The following is a 23206-nucleotide window of genomic DNA, read 5'->3' as shown; positions in this document are numbered from 1 at the left end:
AAGTAGCTAATAATATATAATACGTATGAAAAAGACGATTCCCTAGGATTTTAAAAATAATTTATTGCCAGCATCAGCAATACATATGGAAGATGGTGTCCCAATTCCCGCTTTAACTGCTTTAACGCTTCCAGCAAATGATATTCAACGGTCTTGACCGACAAGGATAATTGCTCGGCAATTTGTTTGTAACTCATTCCCTGCAGCCTGTTCATCTCAAATACTTTTCTGCGGTTTGATGGCATTGCTTCAACAATCTTCATGATCCTGGAGCGCATTTCTTTTTCAGACAATTTCTCGAGCACATCACTATATTCATCAACAGAGAGATGTATTACCTTGCCCGTTTTGGACAGATAGGTGGCCTGTTTACGTAATTCGTCGATTAAAACGGACTGTACAATCCGGAATAGCTGTGAAAATAACGGGTGAGATTCAGATAGATTTTCTCTGGATTGCCAGAGTTTAATAAAGGCCAATTGCGTCACCTCCTCTGCAATATATGGAGAGTCAGTCTTGCGTTTTACGAAAAAAAATATCTTCTCGTGGTATAAAAAATATACTTCACTAAAAACAGAGCGGTCCCCTTTCTTTAATGCAACGATCGTCGTCAATGATAGCATTTTAGTGGAATAGCATTCGGTTGATTTATGCCCTTAAGATAGAATAATTTGGATTTATGATACCAAAAAAGATTCTCAATAGCTACTTCATCTTTTTTTCTTAACATTTGCTGATATGCTTTCAATTTCCTTTAAAAGACAATATAAGCAGCAGCTTATTACTTTTTATCAGTTGTCCAGCGACTTAAATACCAAATGCCGCAAAAATTCGACCAGTGGTCTTACCTCTTTAGAATTACCAAAATCGGTCAGGCTTGGCAAGTGTTCTTTGAAGTATATCTGCCGATGAGCGGTTTCTATTAAAGTGCTTGCCAGCGAATGCGGAAACAATAACCCAGGATTATATTCCAGGAAGATCTCTGCAATACGATGGCAAAGATCTTTATAGGGCTTAAAAAGCATAGACTTATTATCTGCCGTTACATGCTTTGTAAGATATGATTTATCACCTTCGCATATAACTATGCCATGTAAAATGCTCTTGTCAATATGTTCCACCGTAAATTTGTCCTGCACTTCAAAAGTCAGCAGCTTTATAACAACGTCTATTTTCTCTTTTGGGCGCTTGAGGTTATTCGTGTGAAATAACAGCTGGTATTCTAACCATGTCCAGAACCAGGTTGTAATATAGGTGAGTAACCGGTGCTTGTTTTCAAAATACCGGTAAATACTAGCTTCCGTAGTTCCTACCTCCGTAGCGAGCTTTCTAAATGTAAAGTCCTCAAAACCAATATCATGAATCATTTTTATCCCATGCTTAATAATATTTCGGCCCAGCTCCGAACTGTCCGGATCTCTTAGGTAGAGCTTGGGATTCATTTTTATTTGCAATTGCAATTCCATGCCTGAATAGTTAGTGGGCGAAATTATGATTTAAATGGCAGACCAGTTTTATTTTACAATTTTACTACAATTAAGAATAGTATTACTATCATTTAAAATAGTTTTATACTTTTGTGCTCCAATTAAAGACTATGCTGGAAAATTTAAAACTAGGGATTTTGGGAGGCGGACAGTTAGGTGCTATGATTATACGTCATGCTATTGATCTTGGCCTTAATGTTGCTGTGATGGATAAAGACATGCATGCGCCTTGTTCACATTATACTTCTTCTTTTTCTTGTGCAGACCCTATGTCTTATGAAGCTGTTCTGGCGTTTGGTAAAGACCTTGACGCTATTACTATAGAAAAGGAGGCCGTGAATATTGACGCTTTACGCCAACTTGAAAAACAAGGGGTAAAGGTTTTTCCGGCTCCTGATACTATTGAAATAATCCAGGATAAGTTTACCCAAAAACAATTCCTACAGCTGCATAATATACCAGTAGTGCCAGGCGAAGCCATTCAAAGCAAAAATGACCTGTACAAATACGAAAATAAATTGCCCCGCTGCCTCAAAAAACGGCGAAATGGGTATGACGGCTATGGGGTGATGATTTTGAGAACAATGGCTGATATTAAAGCGGCCTTTGATGAACCATGTGTGCTTGAAGAGCTGGTAGATATTAAGCAAGAGCTTTCTGTAATCGTAGCGAGAAACGAGTATGGTGAGGTAAAATGCTATGATCCGGTGGCTATGGTCTTTTCTGAAGAGAAGTTCGTACTTGATTATCAGATAGCACCAGCTCAAACAGAAGAAGAAATACTAAAAAAAGCTACTATCCTCGCTGGAAATATAGCGGATGCACTTAAACTTGTTGGCATTCTTGCTGTAGAAATGTTTGTCACAAAAGATAACAAACTTTTAGTGAACGAACTGGCTCCAAGGCCACATAATAGCGGTCATCACACAATAGAAGCCAGCATTACATCGCAATACGAGCAATTACTCCGCGCTATACTCGGATTACCTTTGGGTGACACTGGTCTTCGTTTCAGGTCTTTAATGATGAATATACTGGAAAGCAATTCATTGAATTCAAATAAACAGGAAAAATTGCAGCACCTGTTAGACATGGAAGGCGTGCATCTTCACTGGTATGGGAAAAAGGGAAAAAGACCAGGCAGGAAGGTAGGGCATATAACCATTACGGACAGCACAATGGAAAATATTGTCTCAAAAGCGGAAACGATACGGAAAATTTTAAATTAAAAAGTATGAAACAGATAGAAGTTGGTATCATTATGGGCAGTAGTTCTGATGCACCTATTATGCGTCAGGCAATAGAGGTTTTAAATAAGTTTGAAGTAGGTTATGAATTTAGCGTTGTATCAGCGCACCGGAGTCCCCAAAAAATGTTTGAGTATGCAACTACTGCTGAAGAGCGTGGTTTGAAGATCATCATCGCAGGCGCCGGCGGTGCAGCACATCTCCCTGGTATGGTTGCTGCTATCACTACTTTACCTGTAATTGGCGTGCCAATTAAGTCTTCAAACTCTCTTGACGGCTGGGATTCTCTTTTATCTATTGTACAAATGCCAGGCGACATACCTGTAGCCACAGTAGGCGTAAATGGTGCCCGTAATGCCGGCTTACTGGCGGTACAGATATTGGCTGCCAACAATAGCACACTCAAGCAAATGCTGACGCAATTAAAAAAGGATAACTATGATAAGGTCAGCAAGCAAAATGAAACTTTAGATTCCTTTGCATAGAAAGGGAGTATTAATAATCAGGTCCGCAGTATTTTTTTAATGGGAAATGCTGTCATCGTAGCATCTTAATAAGCAATTCCAAATCATTACATATGTACAAGCATTCCAAAGAGGCCCAAAGCAATCTTTCTCCCGCAATGGCACTTCAATATCTCAAAGAGGGGAATTTACGGTTTGTGAGTAACCTGAGAGCAAACCGGGATCTGCTGAGCCAGGTAAATGCCACAAGAGACGGGCAGTATCCATTTGCAACCGTGCTTAGCTGTATGGATTCACGTACCTCAGTGGAACTTATCTTTGACCAGGGCTTGGGAGATATATTCAGTATACGTATAGCCGGTAATATCCTTAATCAGGATATTCTTGGCAGCATGGAATTTGGCACACAACTGGCAGGCTCAAAAATAATTGTTGTATTAGGCCATACACAATGTGGAGCAATAAAAGGCGCTTGCGAAGATGTACAACTGGGTAACCTCACCCCGTTGCTGGACAAGATAAAGCCGGCTATCGACAGCGAAACATCTACGCCTGCTGAAAACAGAAACGGAAAAAATGCTGAATTCATAAAGAAGGTTACTGAATATAATGTGCGTCATGTAATAAAACAGATAACAGCAGAAAGCCCCATTATTGCAGCACTGGTAAACAACGGAGCAATAAAAATAGTGGGTGGTGTTTATCACCTGGAGAACGGAGCCGTTACTTTCTTTGAGGAGTAATACCTCAACTGCATCCTACCGCATTTAATACCATTTCACAATCTTTAGGTATAATCAAAAACATGAGCCAATTTCCGTATATAAATCTATCATTAAATAACAAGCTGACATTCACTGCTAACCCGGTCAATGTAGTGCCATTACCTAATGGAAAGGTCCTGATGAACTTTGCGAGCCAGCCGCTGATTACCAAGCTCAATGCCGGTCTGGAAATTGTATGGGAAAAAATTATTCAGGGGAAGAATACGAAATATGTAAGCAGTAAACTGTCTGTATCTTCTGATGGTCGGCTGATTGCCATTGCGGGTATGACCGATATGCGCATCCTCGATGCGGAAGGAACCCAGGTATTACATACTGCGGAACATGCCTCCTGGGGCTGGATCCTGGGGGCTGCCTGCTATTTCTCCAAGGATAATAAAACGATCTGGCATGTATTACCAGGTGATGAAAATGAAGCAGACAAGTTGCAGGTAATAGATGCTGTTACTTTTGATGTAATCACATCTTATCCCCTGCTGGAAAGCCGGCAACATGTCTATACATTCCATGCCACACCGTACAACCATGTTATCTTTTTAGAAGCGGCTGCCGGGCAGGAGAAATCCACCCTGATGCAGTTACAGCTGAACGACGGTGTCATCTCCCTTACACCACTTGCCCAGTGTGACAATATGATCATGGGCAACTTTTCGCCATCCGGAAAAGAGTTTGTTATGGCGTCTCATTACGATGGGCCGCTTGAAATTTACGCCTTCCCTGAAATTGTGAAGGTAGCAGCGCAGGATCAGGAGGCTATTTTCGATGGTAGCAAAGATTATCCTGCCGTTGAACCGGATAATATCAACTATAGTGTATGCTTTATAGATGATAATAATATACTGATAGTATCCCAATTTGGCAGATTATTATTGCTGGATAGAAAAGACTTACGTTGTAAGGCCGAGGTAATACCAGAGGGTACTGAATTCATAGCTTATGATCAGGACGGTAATCCTACTGACAACCCGGACTATATCTATGATTATAGCAGTAATATTGTCAACGTAATGATTGTGCATGAAAAGCTGCTACTGACAACCGCTGATGGTCAGTTGCGCAGTTATCACTTACCTGTATAACAAGGATATCGAGCACCCTGATTATATCATGAAATTTTAGCGAGTACCTGGTCCCGGCGGTTTGATAAGGTACCGCTGACTTCAATTGCAGCTACACCAAAATCCCCCATCCAATCACAGAGCAATTCATTAACCAGGCCTCTGAGTCTGGGCAGATCTGTCTGATGACCGGGTATCAGATCCGGTTCTTCTATAGGCACAAACACAAGAAGACCAATCCCTGCAATTATTGTTTGAGCGGTTTCAAATAGCAACTGAATACCCCGGAAGATGCTCCAGCAGTTCTTCTGCCAATGTCGTTTTACCAACCTTGTGAGCACCGGCTACCGCAATTCTCATATTTCAGTTCTATTTGTGGAATACTACAAAATAAAACAGATTCGCAAATATCTTTTACATTTCTTTTTATTATTATTCGGTTTCCGGAAGATATCAGGAGCAGCCCTTGCGAAGACGTTTTCGACAAATCCCTGTGTGCAACAACATTTGATCAGATTATTAAAATGGAGAAACGCGCATAAATCGGGTAAAAAAGCTAATTTAGCAGGGCTGGTACTATATTTTTCTTTCCATCATTTCATGATTTTAAGAGCCCTTGTTTCCGATGAAACAAGGATGGCTTGCTAATAAATATGTGTAAAAAGCTTTTTTTACTTATTGTTCTCTTTTTTACAAAGGGACTTTTGGTTGCTCAACTACTCAACGATAGGGCTTTTTTAAATTACAACAGCAATAACGGGCTGTCTCAAAATACAGTAAATGCCATTTTGCAGGATGCACAGGGCTTTATGTGGTTTGGTACCAAAGACGGTTTAAACCGTTTTGACGGGCATCAGTTTAAAATTATTAACAAGGCGCAGGGCAGTTTAAATGTAACCGCCCTTCTTGAAATGGAACCAGGTATTTTATGGCTTGGTACAAGCCAGGGCGTATACACCTATAATACCCGCAATGAACAGCTTGAACGACTAAAACTGCAAACCGCGGAAGGGATACCTGCAGATGGAAATATCAGCCAGCTGGTAAAGCTGGACAGTGCTGTATTTGTAGCCTCAGATACCCGGGGACTACTAAAATACACCATAGGTAACAGGCAGCTTGAACAGATAAAAGTACCATGGCCCGGCATTACCAGTATTGTTTTCAGCAGGGGCATCTATTGGATTGCTTTTTATAACGACAACCTGTATTACAGCACAGACGGGTTTAAAACGATTGTCCCCTTTTCGGCAGCAGACGGCCAACAACCTTTTCTGAAACAAACCATTAATAAGTTACTGCCGCTAAAAAACGGTAGTTTACTCGTAGGAGCCTCCTCCGGTGGTCTGAAAGAGCTCCAGCCTTTAACACGGTTGGTAAACCCATTACTGGTAAAAGATAAAGATCGCGCTGATGTATACGTACGGGAATTAACCGCCATAGATGATGAAATTTGGGTAGGCACCGAATCCGGAATTTATATTTACGATATAACCAGATCCACCATCACCAGCCATATTGACCGGGAACAGGGTAACCCATTTTCACTTGCCGACAACGCCATATACTCCATCTACAAAGACAGGGAAGGCAGCATTTGGGTTGGTTCCTATTTTGGAGGAATCAACTATTTGCCCCGGCGGAACCTCCCGTTTGAAAAAATCTTTTCCCAACGCAGCCGTTTTTCAGCGTTTGGTGAACGGGTGCGCGAATTAATACAATCTAATGACAGTATTATCTGGATAGGTACGGAAGATAAAGGGCTGTTTCGTTTTAACCGCTTTTCGAATGAAATAAAGCCAGTACACAACGCATTTACCAGTCATAATGTTCATGGCCTTTGCCTGGACAATGACTATTTATGGGTGGGTACCTTTTCCCAGGGAATCAGCCGGCTGAACCTAAAAACAGGCAACATCCTCAGCTATCTGCCTTTTGATCCTGAACTAAAAGATGTTTTTGCTATCTGCCGTACAAAGACCGGTCAACTCCTGGTGGGTGCTTCCGGGGGACTTTATACATACGACCCGGTGAAGGATCGTTTTTTAAGGGACCACTCTTTCCCACAGGTGTTGATTTTTGATATAAAAGAAGATCATACCGGAGCCCTGTGGGCAGCTACCTATGGAAATGGTGTTTTTTATAAGCCGGTAGGAGACGAAAAGTGGCAGCAGTTCCGGTTTGATGAAACGGAAAAAAACTCTATTCCCGACAATAAAGTTATTTCCATTTACGAGGACAATGCAAAACGACTGTGGTTTACAACAGAAGCCGGCATAGTCCGATACCTGCCACAACAGCACGTTTTTTTGAGGATTGATGCCAGGGAACAAGGCTTTTCAGGCAACGTCATTTATCGGATGATGGAGGATAACAGCGGCACTTTCTGGCTTAGCTCAAACAGGGGACTAATGCAGTGGAACGTGGATAAGAAAACAACACGCATTTTTAATGTCGCTGATGGTCTTTTAAACAACCAGTTTAACTACAAATCCGGATTAAAAACTGCCGATGGAAGGCTGTATTTTGGCTGTATTTCAGGGCTTATTACATTTCATCCGCAGGAAATGAACACCAATCCCGCAACCCCTCCCCTGGCGCTTACTGACTTCCGTGTTTTTAATACCACCGTTGTTCCGGGGATGGCAAACGCCCCTATAAAAGAGAGTATTTTGACTGCCCGGGAAGTGGTGCTAAAACATGACCAGAACTCATTTACCATTAAGGCAGCAGTATTGAGCTTTTTGTCTTCTTCCAACAACAAGCTGATTTACCGGCTGGAAAATTATGATACGCGGTGGTACGAGGCTGCCGGAGATGTTGCTATCAACTACTCCAACCTCCCTTATGGCAGCTACGTACTCACTATTAAAGGAGCCAATTCAAATGGAGTATGGAATAAACAGAACCGGGTATTAAAAATTACCATTTTGCCGCCATTCTACAGGTCTTCCATCGCGTATATGCTGTATGTGTTGCTACTGGCGGCAATTGGCTACTATATTTACCGGCTGATAAAAAGAAATATCTCCAGAAAAAATGCCCTGCGTGTGGAACAACTGATGCATCAGAAGGAAAAGGATCTATATGCGGCCAAGATTGATTTTTTCACCAACGTAGCCCACGAAATACGTACCCCGCTAACGTTGATAAAAGCACCGCTGGACGTCCTTTCTGCAAACCGGAAAATTGAAGATGCTGCCGCAGGTGAACTATCCTTAATTAATGCCAATACTAACCGGCTGCTACACCTCACCAATCAATTGCTGGACTTCCGGAGAATTGATAGCGGAAAATATGAGCTGCAATATACTTTTTCAGATTTGAGAAATATTCTTGAAGATGTCTACAGGCTTTTCGGCCCCCTCGCTACACAAAAAGGGATTGCCTTATCGGCACAATTGCCCGAGACAGCGATAACGGGTTACTGGGATTATGATGCACTTTACAAAATAGTGAGCAACCTGCTGAGTAACGCACTAAAGTTTGCGGCTACCAGCGCCACCCTTACCTGTACATGGGAGCCAAAAGAAAATGGTGTAGCCATCGCGGTGTCTAACGATGGCCCCCAGGTACCAGCAGACAGCCGGCAAACAATTTTTGAACCCTTTGTACAGATTGCCGGAAGCCGGCATCCGGTAGGCAGCGGAATAGGCCTTTCGCTTTCCCGCTCACTGGCCGAACTGCATGGCGGGACTTTAACCATTAAAGAAGACACCAGGCATTGTATTTTTGAACTGAACTTACCGGTACAAACAACGGGCCCTGGTACTACTACCACAAATATTTCCGGGCTGCCGGTCATAGCACCTGTAGTAACGGCGGAAGCCCCCCTGGAACTATCTGTTGTCTTTAAAAGTAGCTATACCATACTTATTGTTGAAGACAACCTGGCGCTGAAACAGTTTATGTACGATCAGCTCAGCAGTTCGTTTATTGTTAAAACGGCGGGCAATGGAAAGGAAGCGCTTTGCCTGCTGGAACAATCAATCATACACCTGGTGATTAGCGATATAATGATGCCGGAGATGGATGGACTGGAGTTGTGCACGTGTATAAAGGACAACATAATAACCAGCCATATTCCGGTGGTATTGTTAACCGCCAAAACTGATCTGGAAACTCATTTAAAAGGGCTGGCACAGGATGCGGATTATTACATAGAAAAACCTTTTTCCATAGCGGTACTGATGGCTACGGTACAAAATATCCTGCGGCGAAAGGAGAAGCTCGCAGCGTTTTACCAGGATACAACAGCGCCACTACTCGCTTCTCCGGAAATTAGTCCCGCAGATGCCTTATTCCTGAATACCCTTACCGAACATATAAACACCCACCTGGATCAGGCAGGTTTTAATGTGGAGCAACTGGCACTTTTAATGAATATGAGTAAATCCAGCCTGTACCGGAAAATTAAAGGAATGATGGAGATTTCACCGAATGACTATATACGGGTAACCAGGTTAAAAAAAGCGGCCCTGCTCTTAAAAACAAAACAATACCAGGTAAATGAGGTTTGCTATATGACAGGCTTTAGCTCACCATCTTATTTTGCAAAATGTTTTTATGAAGAGTTTGGAAAACTGCCAAAGGACTATACCGGCTAAAATAACAACTGACACTAAAAGCTACAAAGCCACTTAATAAGGAAAGCGCCGGTAAAATTCCGGCGCTTCCACATTTTTAATCAGGCATTAACCAGTTATTGATAGGTAATTTCGGGTTCCCAGTTGGTAGTATCCCATCCCGTATTGGCCCGGGCATCCACACGGAATGAAATGATATCTTCAAAGGAAACAGGTATGGTAACGTCGTGAGCAAAGCCAGTGGCATCATTGTAATTAATCGTTTGCCAGCTACCTCCTGAAGGCCAGATCATGACATTATTTTTCCAGATGCTTACGTTTACACCATCACCACCACCGGTACTTCCTTTTTTCACTCTTCCGGAAATTCTGATGGTACCGGACTTCGGCGCCTGCCATTCTAAAAGTGCCTGTACATTATTATCCGGGTGCATAAACAAGGTACCGCCGTCCAGCCATATAGCATCCCAGGAATAATTACCTCTCCAATGGTTGGAACCATCAGGATTCCACGTCATGGAATAGTTGCCTACACCGGCTTTCCATCCCCTGTAGTACCAATACCGCTTACCCTGCACAGTAGAAAAATCTTCCGAGGCTTTATAAGAATCACCTTTTTTAGTGCCACCGGGCTGGATAATTTTAATACCGTTTGCAAAACGGTTGATCGCCAGCCTGCTATCTGAAAATTGCGTCAGGTAACTGCCGTTAATGAGAATATTTTCGAAAGAAACACCTTCAATACGATGACTATCATTCCATCCCTGAAGTTTGATCTGGTTGCTGCCACCGGAACTGGAAGTAATGTTGCGGTATTGTATATTTTGCATGTTGCCGGGGAAGGTAGTCCAGTTTCCGGTAAGTGCCCCAAAATAGAAGGTTTCATCCATATGAAGGTTGATGAGCCTTTTGGCATTTTCTACCCGGATGTTTTCAAAAAAAATATCCTTGAAGAAAGTCCCGTGCAGGGAAAAGATGTTAATGGCAGAACGATCCGGTAATACATCGGGATGATTCTTGTCATCAAAATTGTACAGAATATCAATATTATTGAAGGTAATGTTTTCAAAGCGGGAAGCTCTTGTTTCTGCTCCGATACCGATCGCATTATTGGCATCTGCCCATAACTGTGCATTTTTATAAACAATGTTATAAATGGGCAGAGAGGCTGCAGGCGGCTGGTCCGACATTCCTTTGATAGCGATGGCATCATCTGCTGAATGAATAAACGCGCTGTCGAAAGTAATATCATGGCTGGAGGTAATATTAAATCCATCTGTACTGGCAAAGCGGGGACTTACTGCCTTGTAGTTGATAACATTAAGATTACTGCAACCCCACATAGAAGACGTCCAGCTACCAGTATTCCGGTTAACGATAATGTCCCTGATAGTACTGTTGGAAACCATTTCTGCCGCCAGCGCAATATTATCTGACGCCGCATCATAATCATTTACCAGAATACCCCGGCCCCGCACCGTAACGTTACTGGCATTGCTGATTTTGATACGCCCGCGGATCACGGCCCCACCGGCAATATACAGGGTTTGGGACGATGTTGGTTGAATAGGCGGTTGTGCGCTGAGATCATAGTAACCAGGAGCATAGTAAATTACATTGGGATCTGACGAAGTAGGGATACCTGCTTCCGGGGCCTGTGCAAAAAGGTGCAGCACTCTTCCCTGGTAGTTATTATCCAACACCAGCGAAACATTAGCGGGTGATGACAACGTAAAAGAAATAGTGCTGCCGCTCTTGATACCCGTTATACCCAACGATTGAGGGAGTAGTTTGAAAGAGGTAAATGGAAAAGAAGGCGTAATAGTGACAGTTACCGGACCGGTCATGTCAAAAGAACCATAAGATACCGGTTGCCCCCAACTGTTATTGCCGGCATTATAAATGGGAACGGAACTTGACTCCGCATTGACGGAAAAAAGGGTGGATTTGTAGGTGGCCGGAAGACCGGAAGGGAATGGATAAACCGTGACCATGCCAGACAATAGCTTTGTGTGCAGCTTTTCCTGTTTGGGAACAGCCATCGGGTCCGGCTGTTCTTTTAGATTTTTGGTACAAGAAATAAAACAAATGAACAGAAGAAATGGCAAGTGTTTCATGTTTCTTTTTTTTAGTGAGAAATAAATGATCATAGTAGGTCATGCCGGTAGGCATACCGGCGTTAATTGCAGGGTTTATATAGTAGGCGTTAACGCCATAAGAGCAGGCACTGATGCCTGCTCTTATAGTCTTGCCGTCTTATTTCTGTACCAGGATATTTAATAAGGTACTATCCTTTATGGCGCCGCTCCGGTCACTAAAACCAAATATTTCTTTATACTCCCATGCGGTGTAAGGGATGTTGAATGCGGTAAAAATGGATACCAGGTCCTGGTACCAGCGGTAACGGCTGGCAGCATCCGCAGCCGGCAAACATCCGAACTCGCCGCAATGTAACGACAGCCCCCTTTTCCGTGCCAGGTGAAACGCCGCCTGTATCTGGCTCTTGATAGTTTCCTTACTGTAGATGTGCTGATAGGGCTTCAGCTTCCATTGATCAGTTTCCTCCAGCCTGGCATAATCCGCAGATGTAACCGGTACACCGGGATAAATTACGGGAATATGCAGATGGGCAAATGGCGTCCAGGAGGCACGGTAGTGCGTTAACGGATAAGGTTCATACCAGTGGAAACTCAGCACAATATTTGGATCGCCCGCGGGTATATCCAGCTGCTTTAGGTGATCTATATTGTTATACTGGTTGGCACCAATAAATAGCACCCGTTGGGGCGCGGCTGCCCGGATAATGCGGATCACGCGGTTGGCCAGTTCATTCCATACTTCATTGTCCGGAGCCACAGGTTCGTTCAGCAATTCATAGGCGACCAAGTCATTCGGATATTGCCTTAACTCGCTGTTTAATTGAAGCCATAAATTTTCGAACTGATCACGGGCTTCCTTACTTGTCCAAAGCGGACGGATAGCATTGCCGAAATCATGCGAATGCAATATGTGCAGATCTACTATTACCCGGAGATGGTATTTTTTGCACCAGCCAATAGCGCGGTGCAGTAGTTGTACCGTTTCGGTATCCAACTCCCCTTCTGCTGTAAACAGCTGCGCTTCATCTACGGGGAGCCGGATATGATCGAATCCCAGAGTTGCAAGATTTTTGATTTCGTGCTCCTGTAGGTACTGATCTCTTTCCTGACCTCTTCTGTTACTCTGCGACAACCAGTGCGCAATATTAATCCCCTTGCGGATATCAAAGGGATTGGAAATAACGTGCTCCTGTTTTACGGTAGAAAAATTACCTGCCTCTTGTTTCCCTGAGCAGGAAAGGACAAGAAGCAGGGTGGCCAGCAGTATAAATAAAGTATGTTTTTTCATCTACTCGTAAACGTTAATGACTCCTTCCCTGGTGGTAGTAGCCACCGGAGAAGAGAGCTGAAGAAGAATCGTATGTTTTTTCGCCTCTCCCGCCTGGAAACTGAAAGTACCGCCGGTACCTACTTCTGTACCATCAATGATCCACCGCAAAACGGCTGAAGAAGTGGGTGAATACATGACGGTGAATTGGAGAACTTCGTTTTTCCTGACATTAAACACCGGTAAGTCACCATTTTCATTTTTCAGGGGCCAACCGGGCTTCGTAGCAATAATACGCGGGTAATCATTGGGGCTAACGCTTTCCTCCGTTGTCTTTTTACTACAGGAAAACAGGAATAATATACAACTGCAGTAAAACAGATTAACGGCCATTTTTTTTATATTAGTCATAAAGATTGCTTTTAGTGTTATTGATGATCCCACCAAACGGGAATGTTCCAACTGTCTGTTCCTCCCATCCGGGTTACCGCCTCCTTATAGCCACGGGGGTTATAGGTTTGTTCGAACAACGGATATTTTAAACGCCGGGGAATTGTCCTGGAATCCTTCACCAATGCACCATATTCCGTGGATGGTTTTAGTACCGGGTAGCCCGATCTTCTCCAGTTGGAAAATGCTTCCGGCGGATTAGTAATATGCAGTAGCCATAGTTGTTCATTAATACTTTTCAGCCGGCTTTCCCGGTCGGCAGGAAAAGGGTTCCTGACCAGATAGGCGGTTGTTTCTTCGGGAAGGATTTTTTGATCCAGGTCAAAGACGGTTAATAGTTTTATGGCTGCCTGCACACCCTTTGTATAATGTTCCTCTGCGGACCCCTGTATGGGTAAATCATTCCATCTTAATTTGGCTTCCGACAACAAGAGTGCTGTTTCTGCGTAGCTAAGTGTAATATAGGGTGCACTACCTTTTACAAACCCTTTATTGAGCTGTGGCCGGCACTCTTTACCATAGTAAATACCATCCTGTACAAATCCGGCGGGCCAGTTGTCCCACCAATAAAATCCTGGCTTCACAGCTTCCAGCTGGTTAATACCTAAAGGACCATTTCTAACAATAAAATCAGTAAGATCTGTTCTTAAATCCGGGTCATTGGAATCTTCCGCATAGCAACGTGCCAGTACCAGTAAGCGGGGGTCCTCGGTATTTTTTAACATATTCCACAGGGTGGTGCACAAGTACGGCATGGGATAATTTTCCCTGCTGCGCCATAGCTGGGCCAGTCCATTACGACGAAACTCGTTGGGGTCCCAATCCAGTATATTCGTATACTTCAGTATACCATCATCTCCCTCCTTTATAAAGCCACTTCTATTGGCCACAATAGCGTCGATCCACTGCCGTGCCAACACTGGGTCTTTTTTTGTCAAACGCATGCTAATTCTCAGGTTAAGGGTGTTCGCATATGTTTTCCATTTTTTAATATCTCCATTATACATTACATCACCAGTTACATTATCACCATCGCTGCGCAATTGTTCTTCAGCCTGTAATAGTTGTGCATGCATATCTGCATAAATGGATTCCTGTGTATCAAATTTTGGTGATATATTTTGGTGGATATATCCCATATCTGCCTCACTATAAGGAATATCGCCGTACATATCCGTTAGTATGAGAAAGAAGTAGGCTTTTAATATACGGGCAACAGCATTTACATTGGTCCATTGTTCCTGACCCTCCGTCCGCCACAATATATCTGTCAGGTTTTTCAGGTGTGTGGTATAGATACGGTCCCAGGGCTGCTGGAACTGTGCATCTTCTATCAGGTATTCTCCACCATAGTGGGTGGCAGCCCAATCTCCCTGAAGTTGTTGCACAAACCCTGAATAGTACATGGTAAAGGGCTGCATTAAAAGCCAGTCCCCCCCAATAGACAGCTGGATGTAGGTAAGCTGTGAGTTAGGATTTATGCTGGTGGCTACTTCCGGATTTTTATTTAGCTGCTCATAGTCTTTCTTGCAACTGCCTACACACAGGCATCCGGTAAAAAGTAGCAGGAATACTGCGTTTCTATATAAAAAGAGATTCATGACTTTAAAATTTTGCATTGATGTTTAGCCCAAAACTTCTTCTGGTAGGAATGGAACCATACTCCAATCCTACTGCAGATGTGTTATAGTTGGAGTCGGGATCAATATTGGGTACATTCTTATAAACAATCCAGGGGTTTCTTGCTACAAAAGAAAGCGTGAGGCTTTCTGCAAACCCGCCAATACGTTTTTGGGGAAAGGTATAACCAACGATGATTTCCCGCACTTTTACGTAGCTGTTGTCATAGATATAAGGTACGGCTGTTTTGTCCGAGATATAATCCCAGTAGGTATTCGGATCTATATAGATGTCATTTTCTTTGTAGGACACAGTGCCGTCAGGGCCTTTTTCTGCAATAACACCATCTGCAACAAAACCTCCTGTGGGTTTCCAGTTACCCTTGGCAATACCTGCGCTCAACCGTTGTTCTTCTGACGCCATCCATGCATCCCTACCGGCTACGGTGTTGAGTGTTTTACCTGATTTGGTAAGGGTTCTGGCTGTCATGGTAAAAAGATCGGCGCCAAACTTGGCGTCAAAAACGGCAGATAGGTTAAAGTTTTTGTAACGAAACGCCATGGTACCACCACCCGTCCATTTCCACATAGCCCTGCCCAGCTTCTTCATATCAGCACCTACTTCGGGCAACCCATTATCAGGATTAATGATTCTACGGCCTTCTTCATTTCTTACAAAATCCTGTCCCATGATCACACCATATTCTTCTCCAGGAATGGCTAGTACTTTCACTCCCAGCCAGCGGGCGGCCGCAATTTCCAGGCTTTCGATTCCTTCTGTTAAGGAAAGCACTTTGTTTACATTACGGGCGAAGTTGGGGTTCAGGTCCCAGGAAAAATCTTTCTTATCTATGATACGGGCGCTAAGCGCTATTTCTACACCGGCATTTCTCAGATTACCGGCATTGACGAGCATGGCGGCGTAGCCGGAACTAACGGAAGTAGGTACATACATAATCTGATTATTACTGGTTTGATTATAGTAGGTAACACTCAGGCCAACCCTGTCATGCACCATTTTCAGGTCCAGCCCTGCTTCAATTGAATTGGTTTTAGTTGGTTTTAAATGGCTGTTTGGAATAACAGTTGAGCTGATATAACCTGTAGGATACCGGTCGTACGTTTTGTCCGTCATCCGGTAGTTTAAATCCAGCATATAAGGATCGGTATCACTACCTACCTGTGCCCATGAGGCTCTGATTTTCCCAAAATTCAGCATCGCGTTTTTGGGCAGCAGCTCTGTGAAAATGATGTTACCACCTGCAGAGGGATAATAATAGGTATTGTTATTAAGCGGAAGGGTAGACGACTGATCTCTCCTTAAAGTAAGGTCCAGGTTGGCCCATTGCCTGTAAGAGAGGTTTACCATAGAAAACAGGGAGTTGATTTCCTTTTGATAACGACCTTTCGTAATTTCTTTTTGCAGAAAACTTTGCAGGGAAACGGTTTCCCGGAGGATCATGTTTTTCGCAAGTACAGATTCGGAGCGGTTATTGACATTATAAATATTACCTCCAAGCGTCACACTAAGATCGATATCTTTTATTTTTTTCCGGTAATTACCTATTAATTCAATATTATAGGACCGGTTTTCAAAGGAGGTTTCCTGCATCTTGCCGTCCAGTTCACCGGGCGTGGAATAGGGAACATAGTCCATAAACCGGAAATTTACATTTTCTCCGCCACCGGTGAGTTTGAAGAACAAATCCTTAGAAACATCATATTTTAAGGAGGCTACCCCAAAATACTTGTCTTTATTGGATTTATTTTCCATAGCATATTGAATCCAGTAGGGATTTATATTCCATACATCGCCCCGGTTCCAGTCATAGTAAGTGCCATCTTCATTTTTATAATTGTCCCTGAGCCAGCGCTGATCGATATTTCCGGCCAGGTTCATGAGATTGTTTGCCACATTGGTTCTTGCATCTGACAATGCCGGGCGGTTCAATACGGTTTCGTTCAGATAATTTACTTTAAGGTCCAGTTCCAGCCGGGTACCTATTTTTGCCACATTTCTCAAGTCAACTGTGTTCCGGGCTAAACGGGCATTAGGCATAATATCCCTGTTGGCAAGGTTCGTATAGCTCATCCGGAAGTTATTGTTTTCCTTAACGCTGTTTAAACTGACTGCATTGGTAGCTGTAATGCCGGTGCGGAAAAAGCCATCTATATTATCCCGGATATTTACAAAGGGCCTTGCTACTTTATCGAAGGAAGTAAACATAAGGCCTTTATCATATTTAGGTCCCCAACTGGAAGATGATGATTTAGAATCGGATTCATCCAGCTGCAAAATACCGCCAAATCCCTGCCCATATATTTTTTGCAGATGATCATATTTGGTGGCCTGAAATTCTACCGTGGTATTGGAATTTATCTCGACGCCTAACCGGTTGTTTTTACTGGTCTTTCCTTTTTTTGTGGTAACGAGTACCACACCATGGGCGGCCCTGCTGCCATAGAGCGCAGCTGCTGCGGGTCCTTTTAGCACTGAAATAGTTTCCACATCATCCGGGTTTATGGTAGACATCCCGTCACCCAGATCAAATCCGCCAAAGGCACCAGCTGAGCCAAAATTGGTATTGTCCAGTGGCACGCCATCTACCACAAACAAGGGCTGATTGTTTCCAGTGAGAGAAGTGTTCCCCCTGATTAATATCCGGGTGCTTCCGCCCGGCCCTCCTGCTGTTTGATTTATTATTACACCAGGTTCCCTTCCTGCGAGGGAGTTGACCACATTCATTTCTTTTGCTTTATTAAGCTCTTCGCCTTTCACTTCTCCCACGGCGTAACTGAGTTCTTTTTTACTTCTTTTAATGCCCAGGGCTGTTACGACCACATCTCCCAGGTAAGTGGATTGCAGCGGCAGTTCTATGTTATAGAATTCGGAGGCTGTTACCGCAAATTCCTTCGTTTTATATCCGATATGACGCACATAAATGGTGTCGCCTGCAGCCGCTTTTAATTCAAACAGCCCATGCGGGTCTGTTGTGGTGCCGGTTGTGGTGCCTTTTTGAGCAACCGAAACGCCTGGTATGGGTTTTCCACCCTCATCTGTTATGAGTCCCCGGATTGCTTTGGGTACGGCGGCACCTGTCTGTGGTGCCGATTGGGAATAGACCTTATGAGTGCCTGCGATTAGTGGAAAAAGCGCAAAAAGCCAATACAATAGGTATCGCCTGTTTTTCATTTTGATTGATTTAAAGAATGAACGAGTTGTTGGTTGATTTTATACAAACGTTTTTCATCAAACTTGACTACTTTCCGGTCATATGTCATTAGACCGTTTACCTCAATTTCCACATCCGTGGTTTGGGTATAAACTGCGGCAGAAAAGCCGGTACCGATCAAACCGAGTAGTTGTTGTGCATATTTTTCATACTGGGTGGTTGACTCATCTGAATTTTTAAAATCGATATATCCCCAGTTCTTTTCCGGTTCCCACAGGTGTTTGTCCATTTTTTGGCCTATTCCTCCAAATTCTCCCAATACATTCACCCGCTGGGCGTCAAATAAATACATTTCGGGATGGGGGTAATTATGCAGATCCAGGATATCACCACAGGTATAGAAATTTCCTCCGCTGGCGGGATTAACCGGCCTGGTGGGGTCGTATTGCTTGGTCCAGGACGCAATTTCGCAGGTATTAAACTGTCCCCAGGCCTCATTAAAGGGTACCCAAACCCCGATGCAGGGATATGAATAAAGAAAATCAATGACCTCTTTCCATTCTTTTTTGAAAATAGCAGCAGATTCAGGTGTACGTACAGGGTCAGCACCATTAAAATAATTCCGGTTCTGCCATTCAAAGTTTTTGTCACCGCTGGGCATATCCTGCCATACAATGATCCCCAGCTGATCACAATGTGTATACCAGCGGGCAGGCTCCACCTTAATGTGTTTCCTGATCATATTAAAACCCAGATCCTTTGTTTTTTGAATGTCGTAGCGCAACGCTTCATCCGAAGGGGCGGTATAAAGTCCGTCAGGCCACCAGCCCTGGTCCAGCGGCCCCAGTTGAAACTGGTCTTTGTTGTTTAGCTGAAATCGTAAAATCCCCCTGGCATCCCGTTTATAGGAGTATTTCCGCATGGCTACATAACTGCTGATCTTATCCAGTACCTTATGCTGTTGCGTTAATGTTACCTCCAATTGATAAAGCTGAGGCGTTTCCGGTGACCATAACTTTACATTGGCAGGCATGGGAACAATTATCTGCTGGCCATTCACAGCTGCGGCACGGGCAATGGTTTTGCCGCCCTCCTTTACCTGCACTTCAATCAGCGCGTCTGTTAAACTACCGGGTGTTTCAGTGGTTATAATGACCTGGTTCTTATCAATATCGGGTGTCGTTTTCAGCGCGCAGATATAATTGGCATTTACCGGTTCTACCCACACTGTTTGCCAGATTCCCGAAACCGGCGTATACCAGACGCCTTCCGGATTACTTACCTGTTTACCACGTGGCTGAGGGCCTTTATCTGTCGGATCCCAGACCCGTACTGTAATTTCATTGGGTTCATTTTTCTTCAGCGCGGGGGTAATATCGAAATAAAAGGGGGTATAGGCTCCCTGATGCTCCCCCACCTTGATATTATTTACCCAAACACTTGTTTGCCAGTCCGATCCGCCAAAATGGAGCAGAATATTGGAACCGTTCCAATCCCTCGGTAGATTAAAAGTACGTTGATACCAAAGCGCATCATTTTCAGTAACGCGTAAACCTAAACCAGACAGAGAGGACTCTACTGCGAAGGGGACCAGTATTTTTTTATCGAAAGATGCCGGTTGTGGCTCATTTTTTGGCCGGATGGCAAACTTCCACAATCCATTTAAATTGAGCCATTTTTCCCGCTCCATAATAGGACGCGGGTATTCCGGTAATACGTTTTCAGGATTCAGTTGCTCTCCCCAAATTGTTTTAATTTTGTTGCCAGCTGGTTCCCAGCTTTGTCCAAATACTCCAATCGCCGTCAGTAAAAAAAACACACACAATAGATGCTTCATGTTCAGAATGTACGTTAAGAATCGTTTAATAATTATCACTGTAAATATCTCCTCCGGTTCCTGGAAAGGCTGTAAAAATCGTTTCAAAAAATGAAACAAATCGTTCAAAAGCAAGATAGACGGGCCGTTTATGGAGCTTCTCGAAGGTTTTTACGCACGCTAAATGATTCTTCTGATCGAAAAGAGAATCTTGTAAAACAACGTTGGGATCACACACAGCCGTTCAAAAGATTGCGGCGTTATTGATGAGAAAGTAAGAGGTAGGTTGGGATGAATTTCCGAATGGATATTCTCTGTTTTTTGATCCCATAGCAAAAACAGAAAAGCCGCTTAAATCCTACGATTCAAGCGGCTTTAATTTTCTTTGATAATCTTGTTGTGATCCCGTTGGGACTCGAACCCAAGACCCATACATTAAAAGTGTATTGCTCTACCAACTGAGCTACGGAATCCTTTGCTGTTAAGCGGCTGCAAAAATAGGAATTATTTTATTCCTGCCAACTTTTTTTGAAATTATTTTCCGCTATCCCGCTAAAAGCCCTGACTGGCAAAGCTTGCATGACTTATCCACATATTGCAGAAAGTGCATGTTTTTACTAACATTACAAAAGAAAATCCTGCATACTATGCAGTTCTCTCCTATTTTTGTGCCCACAAACGAACATCCATGCAAACTGGTTTTAAAAACAAAGTAGTGGTGATCACCGGTGGTTCTTCCGGTATTGGTAAAGCGTTGGTAGCAGAGATGCTGCACAATGGTGCCAGTGTGGCCGTGTGTGGTAGGAAAAAAGAAGCATTGGAAGTATTGAAGCAGGAAATGGGCGGTGCCCTCTTTACATATGTAGCAGATGTGAGTGTGGAAAGTGATTGTAAAACGTTCATCGCGGCAACGCTGGAACATTTCGGTAAGATTGACATCCTCATTAATAATGCGGGCATATCCATGCGGGCCTTGTTTAAGGACGCAGAGGTGAGTGTATTAAAAACACTGATGGATATTAACTTCTGGGGCACTGTATATTGCACCAAATTTGCACTTCCTTCCATATTGGCTAATAAGGGCACTATTGTAGGCGTATCTTCTATTGCCGGCTATCGTGGCTTACCTGGCCGTACGGGTTATTCAGCATCCAAGTTCGCGATGCAGGGCTTTCTGGAAGCCTTGCGCACCGAAAACCTGCATACAGGCGTCAACGTAATGTGGGTATGCCCCGGATTCACCGCGTCCAATATACGTAATACAGCACTTAACCCACAAGGACAGGCTCAGGGGGATACACCGCTGGAAGAGAACAAGCTGATGTCGGCAGAGCAGGTGGCTGCGGAAGTAGCCAGGGCCATCGCTAAAAGAAAGCGGACATTGGTGCTGACTTCCCAGGGCAAACTGACCGTATGGCTAAGCCGCCTGTTACCCGGCGTACTGGATGGTTTGGTATTTAACCACTTTAAAAAAGAGCCTGGCTCTCCGTTGCAATAAGCCATAGTAGCGCGGAAACACCGTGCACTGAGCGTGCTGTACAGATAGCATCCTCCTGCCGGCAGGTGCCAATAGCTGTAATCATACGACTGACAAGGTTGCCCGGATAAAAAAATTCCGGTGCTAAATCATTTTCACAATGGGATTTTTAGCTTTCTTTGCAGTAAGTTTAAGCAGGTAGCCCCAATGGCATCCTTTTTGGTAAGAGGTAACCCGGTTTGAAGCACGGTCAAACGGGAATTTAGGATTCCGGCAATACCGGGATAGGATCAGGAAACAGGAACTTGGAATTACAGCATGTCCATTATAACGCTCACATCAGACATTGGTTTACAGGATTACCTGGTAGGTGCCATCAAAGGGCAGCTCTGGCAATACTGTCCGGAATGTACTGTAATGGATATTTCTCATCATATCAGCCCCTTTAATCTCCCGCAGGCTACTTATATCTGCAAGAGTGCCTTTACGTATTATCCGCCGGGTACTTTTCATTGCGTGCTCATCAACCTGTTTGACCGCAAATCAGATTTTGTACTGCTGGCACATCATAACGGACAATACATCGCCTGCGCAGATAACGGCCTACTCACCATGATTGCTGGTGGGATGCCCACCGCAGTGGTAAAACTATACCTCGACAAAGCAGCTCCAAAAAATACTTTTACTATCTTAAAACGCTTTGCCGACGCCGCTAAAGCATTGGCCAGCGGCAAATCCCTTACCGACCTGGGAGCTCTTACGCAGGACTTCCATGTTAAAAACAACCTGCAGCCCCTTACCGGACAGGATTACATCGAAGGCCAGATCATTCATATCGATAGCTTCGAGAATGTGGTAGTCAATATTACCCGCCAGCAATTCGAAGCGCAACGAAAACACAGAAAATTTCGTATCTTTTTCCGGCGGGATGAAGTTATCCACCAGATTAGTGAAACCTATGCCGATGTGGCGGAAGGCCAGAAACTCGCACTTTTTAATGCTGCCGGATACCTGGAAATTGCCATCAACAAAGGAAATGCTGCCGGATTGTTTGGCCTCAGAAGCTTCCACCGTGATCAATTACTCCAACACACCGGCTTCCAGCAACTGTCTTATTATCAAACTGTCCGTATAATCTTTGAATGATGATTAGAATTGTAAAATTGGGCTTCGACCCAGAAAAAGTAGACACCTTCCGGGAACTTTTTGATCAAAAATGGTCCCTGATCCGTCATTTTCCAGGATGCCTGCACCTCGAACTCTGGCAGGAACCCGAAAAAGGGAACGTCTTTTTCACTTACAGCCACTGGGAATCCCCCGAAGCGCTGGAAAATTACCGCTCCTCTACCGTATTCCGTGAAATATGGGCCACTATTAAAGTGATGTTCAACACCAAACCGGAAGCCTGGACGGTTCAAAACCAGGTCCTTCCTGCTCCCGAAACATTGGAAGTACCTGTCAGCAACTCCCGGGATAAAGCGTTCCAACTCCAGGATACTACACCCTCTCCGCTCCTATCAGCTAAAAGCTAAGAGCTAAAAGTTAACAGCGCCCCCACCATACCCCCTGAAAAAACCGTTATATTGGCAAACCACCCTATATTCGCAGCAGTTTGACGCGAAGCAGGTATTCTTTGCTCACAGATAACTAAAAATATATTTACGAAAAGTTAAAACTG

17 protein-coding genes and 1 tRNA gene are annotated in these 23206 nt (G+C 43.8%); 8 read left to right on the top strand and 10 right to left on the bottom strand.

The annotated features are described in order from the left end of the window. Positions 1-50 precede the first annotated feature (50 nt). Both ABR189_RS04935 and ABR189_RS04930 read right to left on the bottom strand, forming a co-directional pair. Positions 51-614, bottom strand: a complete 564-nt coding sequence (locus ABR189_RS04935) for an RNA polymerase sigma-70 factor (protein ID WP_354659337.1) — start codon at positions 612-614, stop codon at positions 51-53. A gap of 177 nt (positions 615-791) precedes the next feature. Continuing rightward, positions 792-1466, bottom strand: a complete 675-nt coding sequence (locus tag ABR189_RS04930) for a TetR/AcrR family transcriptional regulator (protein WP_354659336.1) — start codon at positions 1464-1466, stop codon at positions 792-794. Positions 1467-1597: 131 nt separating this feature from the next. On the opposite strand from ABR189_RS04930, the gene ABR189_RS04925 reads away from it, so the two are divergent. The 4 genes from ABR189_RS04925 to ABR189_RS04910 all read left to right on the top strand — a co-directional run bounded on the left by ABR189_RS04925 (position 1598) and on the right by ABR189_RS04910 (position 5062). Next, positions 1598-2716 carry a 5-(carboxyamino)imidazole ribonucleotide synthase gene (locus ABR189_RS04925; RefSeq protein WP_354659335.1) on the top strand — a complete coding sequence of 373 codons (1119 nt, stop codon included), beginning with the start codon at positions 1598-1600 and terminating at the stop codon, positions 2714-2716. 5 nt (positions 2717-2721) lie between these two features. After that, positions 2722-3219, top strand: a complete 498-nt coding sequence (purE, locus tag ABR189_RS04920) for a 5-(carboxyamino)imidazole ribonucleotide mutase (RefSeq protein WP_354659334.1) — start codon at positions 2722-2724, stop codon at positions 3217-3219. A 92-nt stretch (positions 3220-3311) separates the two neighbouring features. Further along, a complete protein-coding gene (locus ABR189_RS04915) occupies positions 3312-3941 on the top strand; it encodes a carbonic anhydrase family protein (protein WP_354659333.1) in 630 nt (209 codons plus the stop codon). Positions 3942-4003: 62 nt separating this feature from the next. Beyond that, on the top strand, positions 4004-5062 hold the full coding sequence (locus tag ABR189_RS04910; RefSeq protein ID WP_354659332.1) for a hypothetical protein: 1059 nt from the start codon (positions 4004-4006) through the stop codon (positions 5060-5062). 26 nt (positions 5063-5088) lie between these two features. On the opposite strand, the gene ABR189_RS04905 is transcribed toward ABR189_RS04910, so the two are convergent. Then, the gene (locus tag ABR189_RS04905) at positions 5089-5382 is read right to left on the bottom strand and encodes a hypothetical protein (RefSeq protein ID WP_354659331.1); all 294 of its coding nucleotides are present in this window, start codon (positions 5380-5382) and stop codon (positions 5089-5091) included. 363 nt (positions 5383-5745) lie between these two features. Between ABR189_RS04905 and ABR189_RS04900 the strand changes: the two genes are divergently transcribed. Further along, a complete protein-coding gene (locus tag ABR189_RS04900; protein ID WP_354659330.1) occupies positions 5746-9648 on the top strand; it encodes a hybrid sensor histidine kinase/response regulator in 3903 nt (1300 codons plus the stop codon). 95 nt (positions 9649-9743) lie between these two features. On the opposite strand, the gene ABR189_RS04895 is transcribed toward ABR189_RS04900, so the two are convergent. The 7 genes from ABR189_RS04895 to ABR189_RS04865 all read right to left on the bottom strand — a co-directional run bounded on the left by ABR189_RS04895 (position 9744) and on the right by ABR189_RS04865 (position 20524). After that, positions 9744-11669: a glycosyl hydrolase family 28 protein gene (locus ABR189_RS04895; protein ID WP_354659329.1), complete on the bottom strand. Its 1926-nt coding sequence runs from the start codon at positions 11667-11669 to the stop codon at positions 9744-9746. Between the two features lie 214 nt (positions 11670-11883). Next, a complete protein-coding gene (locus ABR189_RS04890) occupies positions 11884-13014 on the bottom strand; it encodes a glycoside hydrolase family 5 protein (protein ID WP_354659328.1) in 1131 nt (376 codons plus the stop codon). Then, positions 13015-13404, bottom strand: coding sequence for a hypothetical protein (locus ABR189_RS04885; RefSeq protein ID WP_354659327.1), 390 nt, complete (start codon positions 13402-13404; stop codon positions 13015-13017). A gap of 17 nt (positions 13405-13421) precedes the next feature. Next, positions 13422-15044, bottom strand: a complete 1623-nt coding sequence (locus ABR189_RS04880; RefSeq protein ID WP_354659326.1) for a SusD/RagB family nutrient-binding outer membrane lipoprotein — start codon at positions 15042-15044, stop codon at positions 13422-13424. A gap of 4 nt (positions 15045-15048) precedes the next feature. Then, positions 15049-18255 carry a SusC/RagA family TonB-linked outer membrane protein gene (locus tag ABR189_RS04875; RefSeq protein ID WP_354659325.1) on the bottom strand — a complete coding sequence of 1069 codons (3207 nt, stop codon included), beginning with the start codon at positions 18253-18255 and terminating at the stop codon, positions 15049-15051. Beyond that, positions 18252-20072, bottom strand: a complete 1821-nt coding sequence (locus ABR189_RS04870) for a glycoside hydrolase family 2 protein (protein WP_354659324.1) — start codon at positions 20070-20072, stop codon at positions 18252-18254. Before ABR189_RS04870 ends, ABR189_RS04875 begins: the two co-directional genes overlap by 4 nt. 379 nt (positions 20073-20451) lie before the next feature. Further along, a tRNA-Lys gene (locus ABR189_RS04865) sits at positions 20452-20524 on the bottom strand. A gap of 215 nt (positions 20525-20739) precedes the next feature. Here ABR189_RS04865 and ABR189_RS04860 point away from each other — a divergent pair. From ABR189_RS04860 to ABR189_RS04850, 3 genes are all read left to right on the top strand, one after another. After that, a complete protein-coding gene (locus tag ABR189_RS04860; protein WP_354659323.1) occupies positions 20740-21549 on the top strand; it encodes an SDR family oxidoreductase in 810 nt (269 codons plus the stop codon). A gap of 297 nt (positions 21550-21846) precedes the next feature. Further along, positions 21847-22674, top strand: a complete 828-nt coding sequence (locus tag ABR189_RS04855; protein WP_354659322.1) for an SAM hydrolase/SAM-dependent halogenase family protein — start codon at positions 21847-21849, stop codon at positions 22672-22674. Next, the gene (locus tag ABR189_RS04850) at positions 22671-23060 is read left to right on the top strand and encodes a putative quinol monooxygenase (RefSeq protein ID WP_354659321.1); all 390 of its coding nucleotides are present in this window, start codon (positions 22671-22673) and stop codon (positions 23058-23060) included. The genes ABR189_RS04855 and ABR189_RS04850 overlap by 4 nt, the downstream gene beginning before the upstream one ends. Positions 23061-23206: the final 146 nt, after the last annotated feature.

It is taken from the genome of Chitinophaga sp. H8, assembly GCF_040567655.1.
Lineage (GTDB): Bacteria > Bacteroidota > Bacteroidia > Chitinophagales > Chitinophagaceae > Chitinophaga > Chitinophaga defluvii.
This window is presented reverse-complemented; position numbering and strand designations above follow the sequence as displayed.

Bases quoted from the DNA above. Each gene is read 5' to 3' on its own strand.
- ABR189_RS04930 (WP_354659336.1), bottom strand. From the start codon at position 1,466: ATGGAATTGCAATTGCAAATAAAAATGAATCCCAAGCTCTACCTAAGA.
- ABR189_RS04925 (WP_354659335.1), top strand. From the start codon at position 1,598: ATGCTGGAAAATTTAAAACTAGGGATTTTGGGAGGCGGACAGTTAGGT.
- purE (WP_354659334.1), top strand. From the start codon at position 2,722: ATGAAACAGATAGAAGTTGGTATCATTATGGGCAGTAGTTCTGATGCA.
- ABR189_RS04915 (WP_354659333.1), top strand. From the start codon at position 3,312: ATGTACAAGCATTCCAAAGAGGCCCAAAGCAATCTTTCTCCCGCAATG.
- ABR189_RS04910 (WP_354659332.1), top strand. From the start codon at position 4,004: ATGAGCCAATTTCCGTATATAAATCTATCATTAAATAACAAGCTGACA.
- ABR189_RS04895 (WP_354659329.1), bottom strand. From the start codon at position 11,669: ATGGCTGTTCCCAAACAGGAAAAGCTGCACACAAAGCTATTGTCTGGC.
- ABR189_RS04890 (WP_354659328.1), bottom strand. From the start codon at position 13,014: ATGAAAAAACATACTTTATTTATACTGCTGGCCACCCTGCTTCTTGTC.
- ABR189_RS04885 (WP_354659327.1), bottom strand. From the start codon at position 13,404: ATGACTAATATAAAAAAAATGGCCGTTAATCTGTTTTACTGCAGTTGT.
- ABR189_RS04880 (WP_354659326.1), bottom strand. From the start codon at position 15,044: ATGAATCTCTTTTTATATAGAAACGCAGTATTCCTGCTACTTTTTACC.
- ABR189_RS04875 (WP_354659325.1), bottom strand. From the start codon at position 18,255: ATGAAAAACAGGCGATACCTATTGTATTGGCTTTTTGCGCTTTTTCCA.
- ABR189_RS04870 (WP_354659324.1), bottom strand. From the start codon at position 20,072: ATGAAGCATCTATTGTGTGTGTTTTTTTTACTGACGGCGATTGGAGTA.
- ABR189_RS04860 (WP_354659323.1), top strand. From the start codon at position 20,740: ATGCAAACTGGTTTTAAAAACAAAGTAGTGGTGATCACCGGTGGTTCT.
- ABR189_RS04855 (WP_354659322.1), top strand. From the start codon at position 21,847: ATGTCCATTATAACGCTCACATCAGACATTGGTTTACAGGATTACCTG.
- ABR189_RS04850 (WP_354659321.1), top strand. From the start codon at position 22,671: ATGATGATTAGAATTGTAAAATTGGGCTTCGACCCAGAAAAAGTAGAC.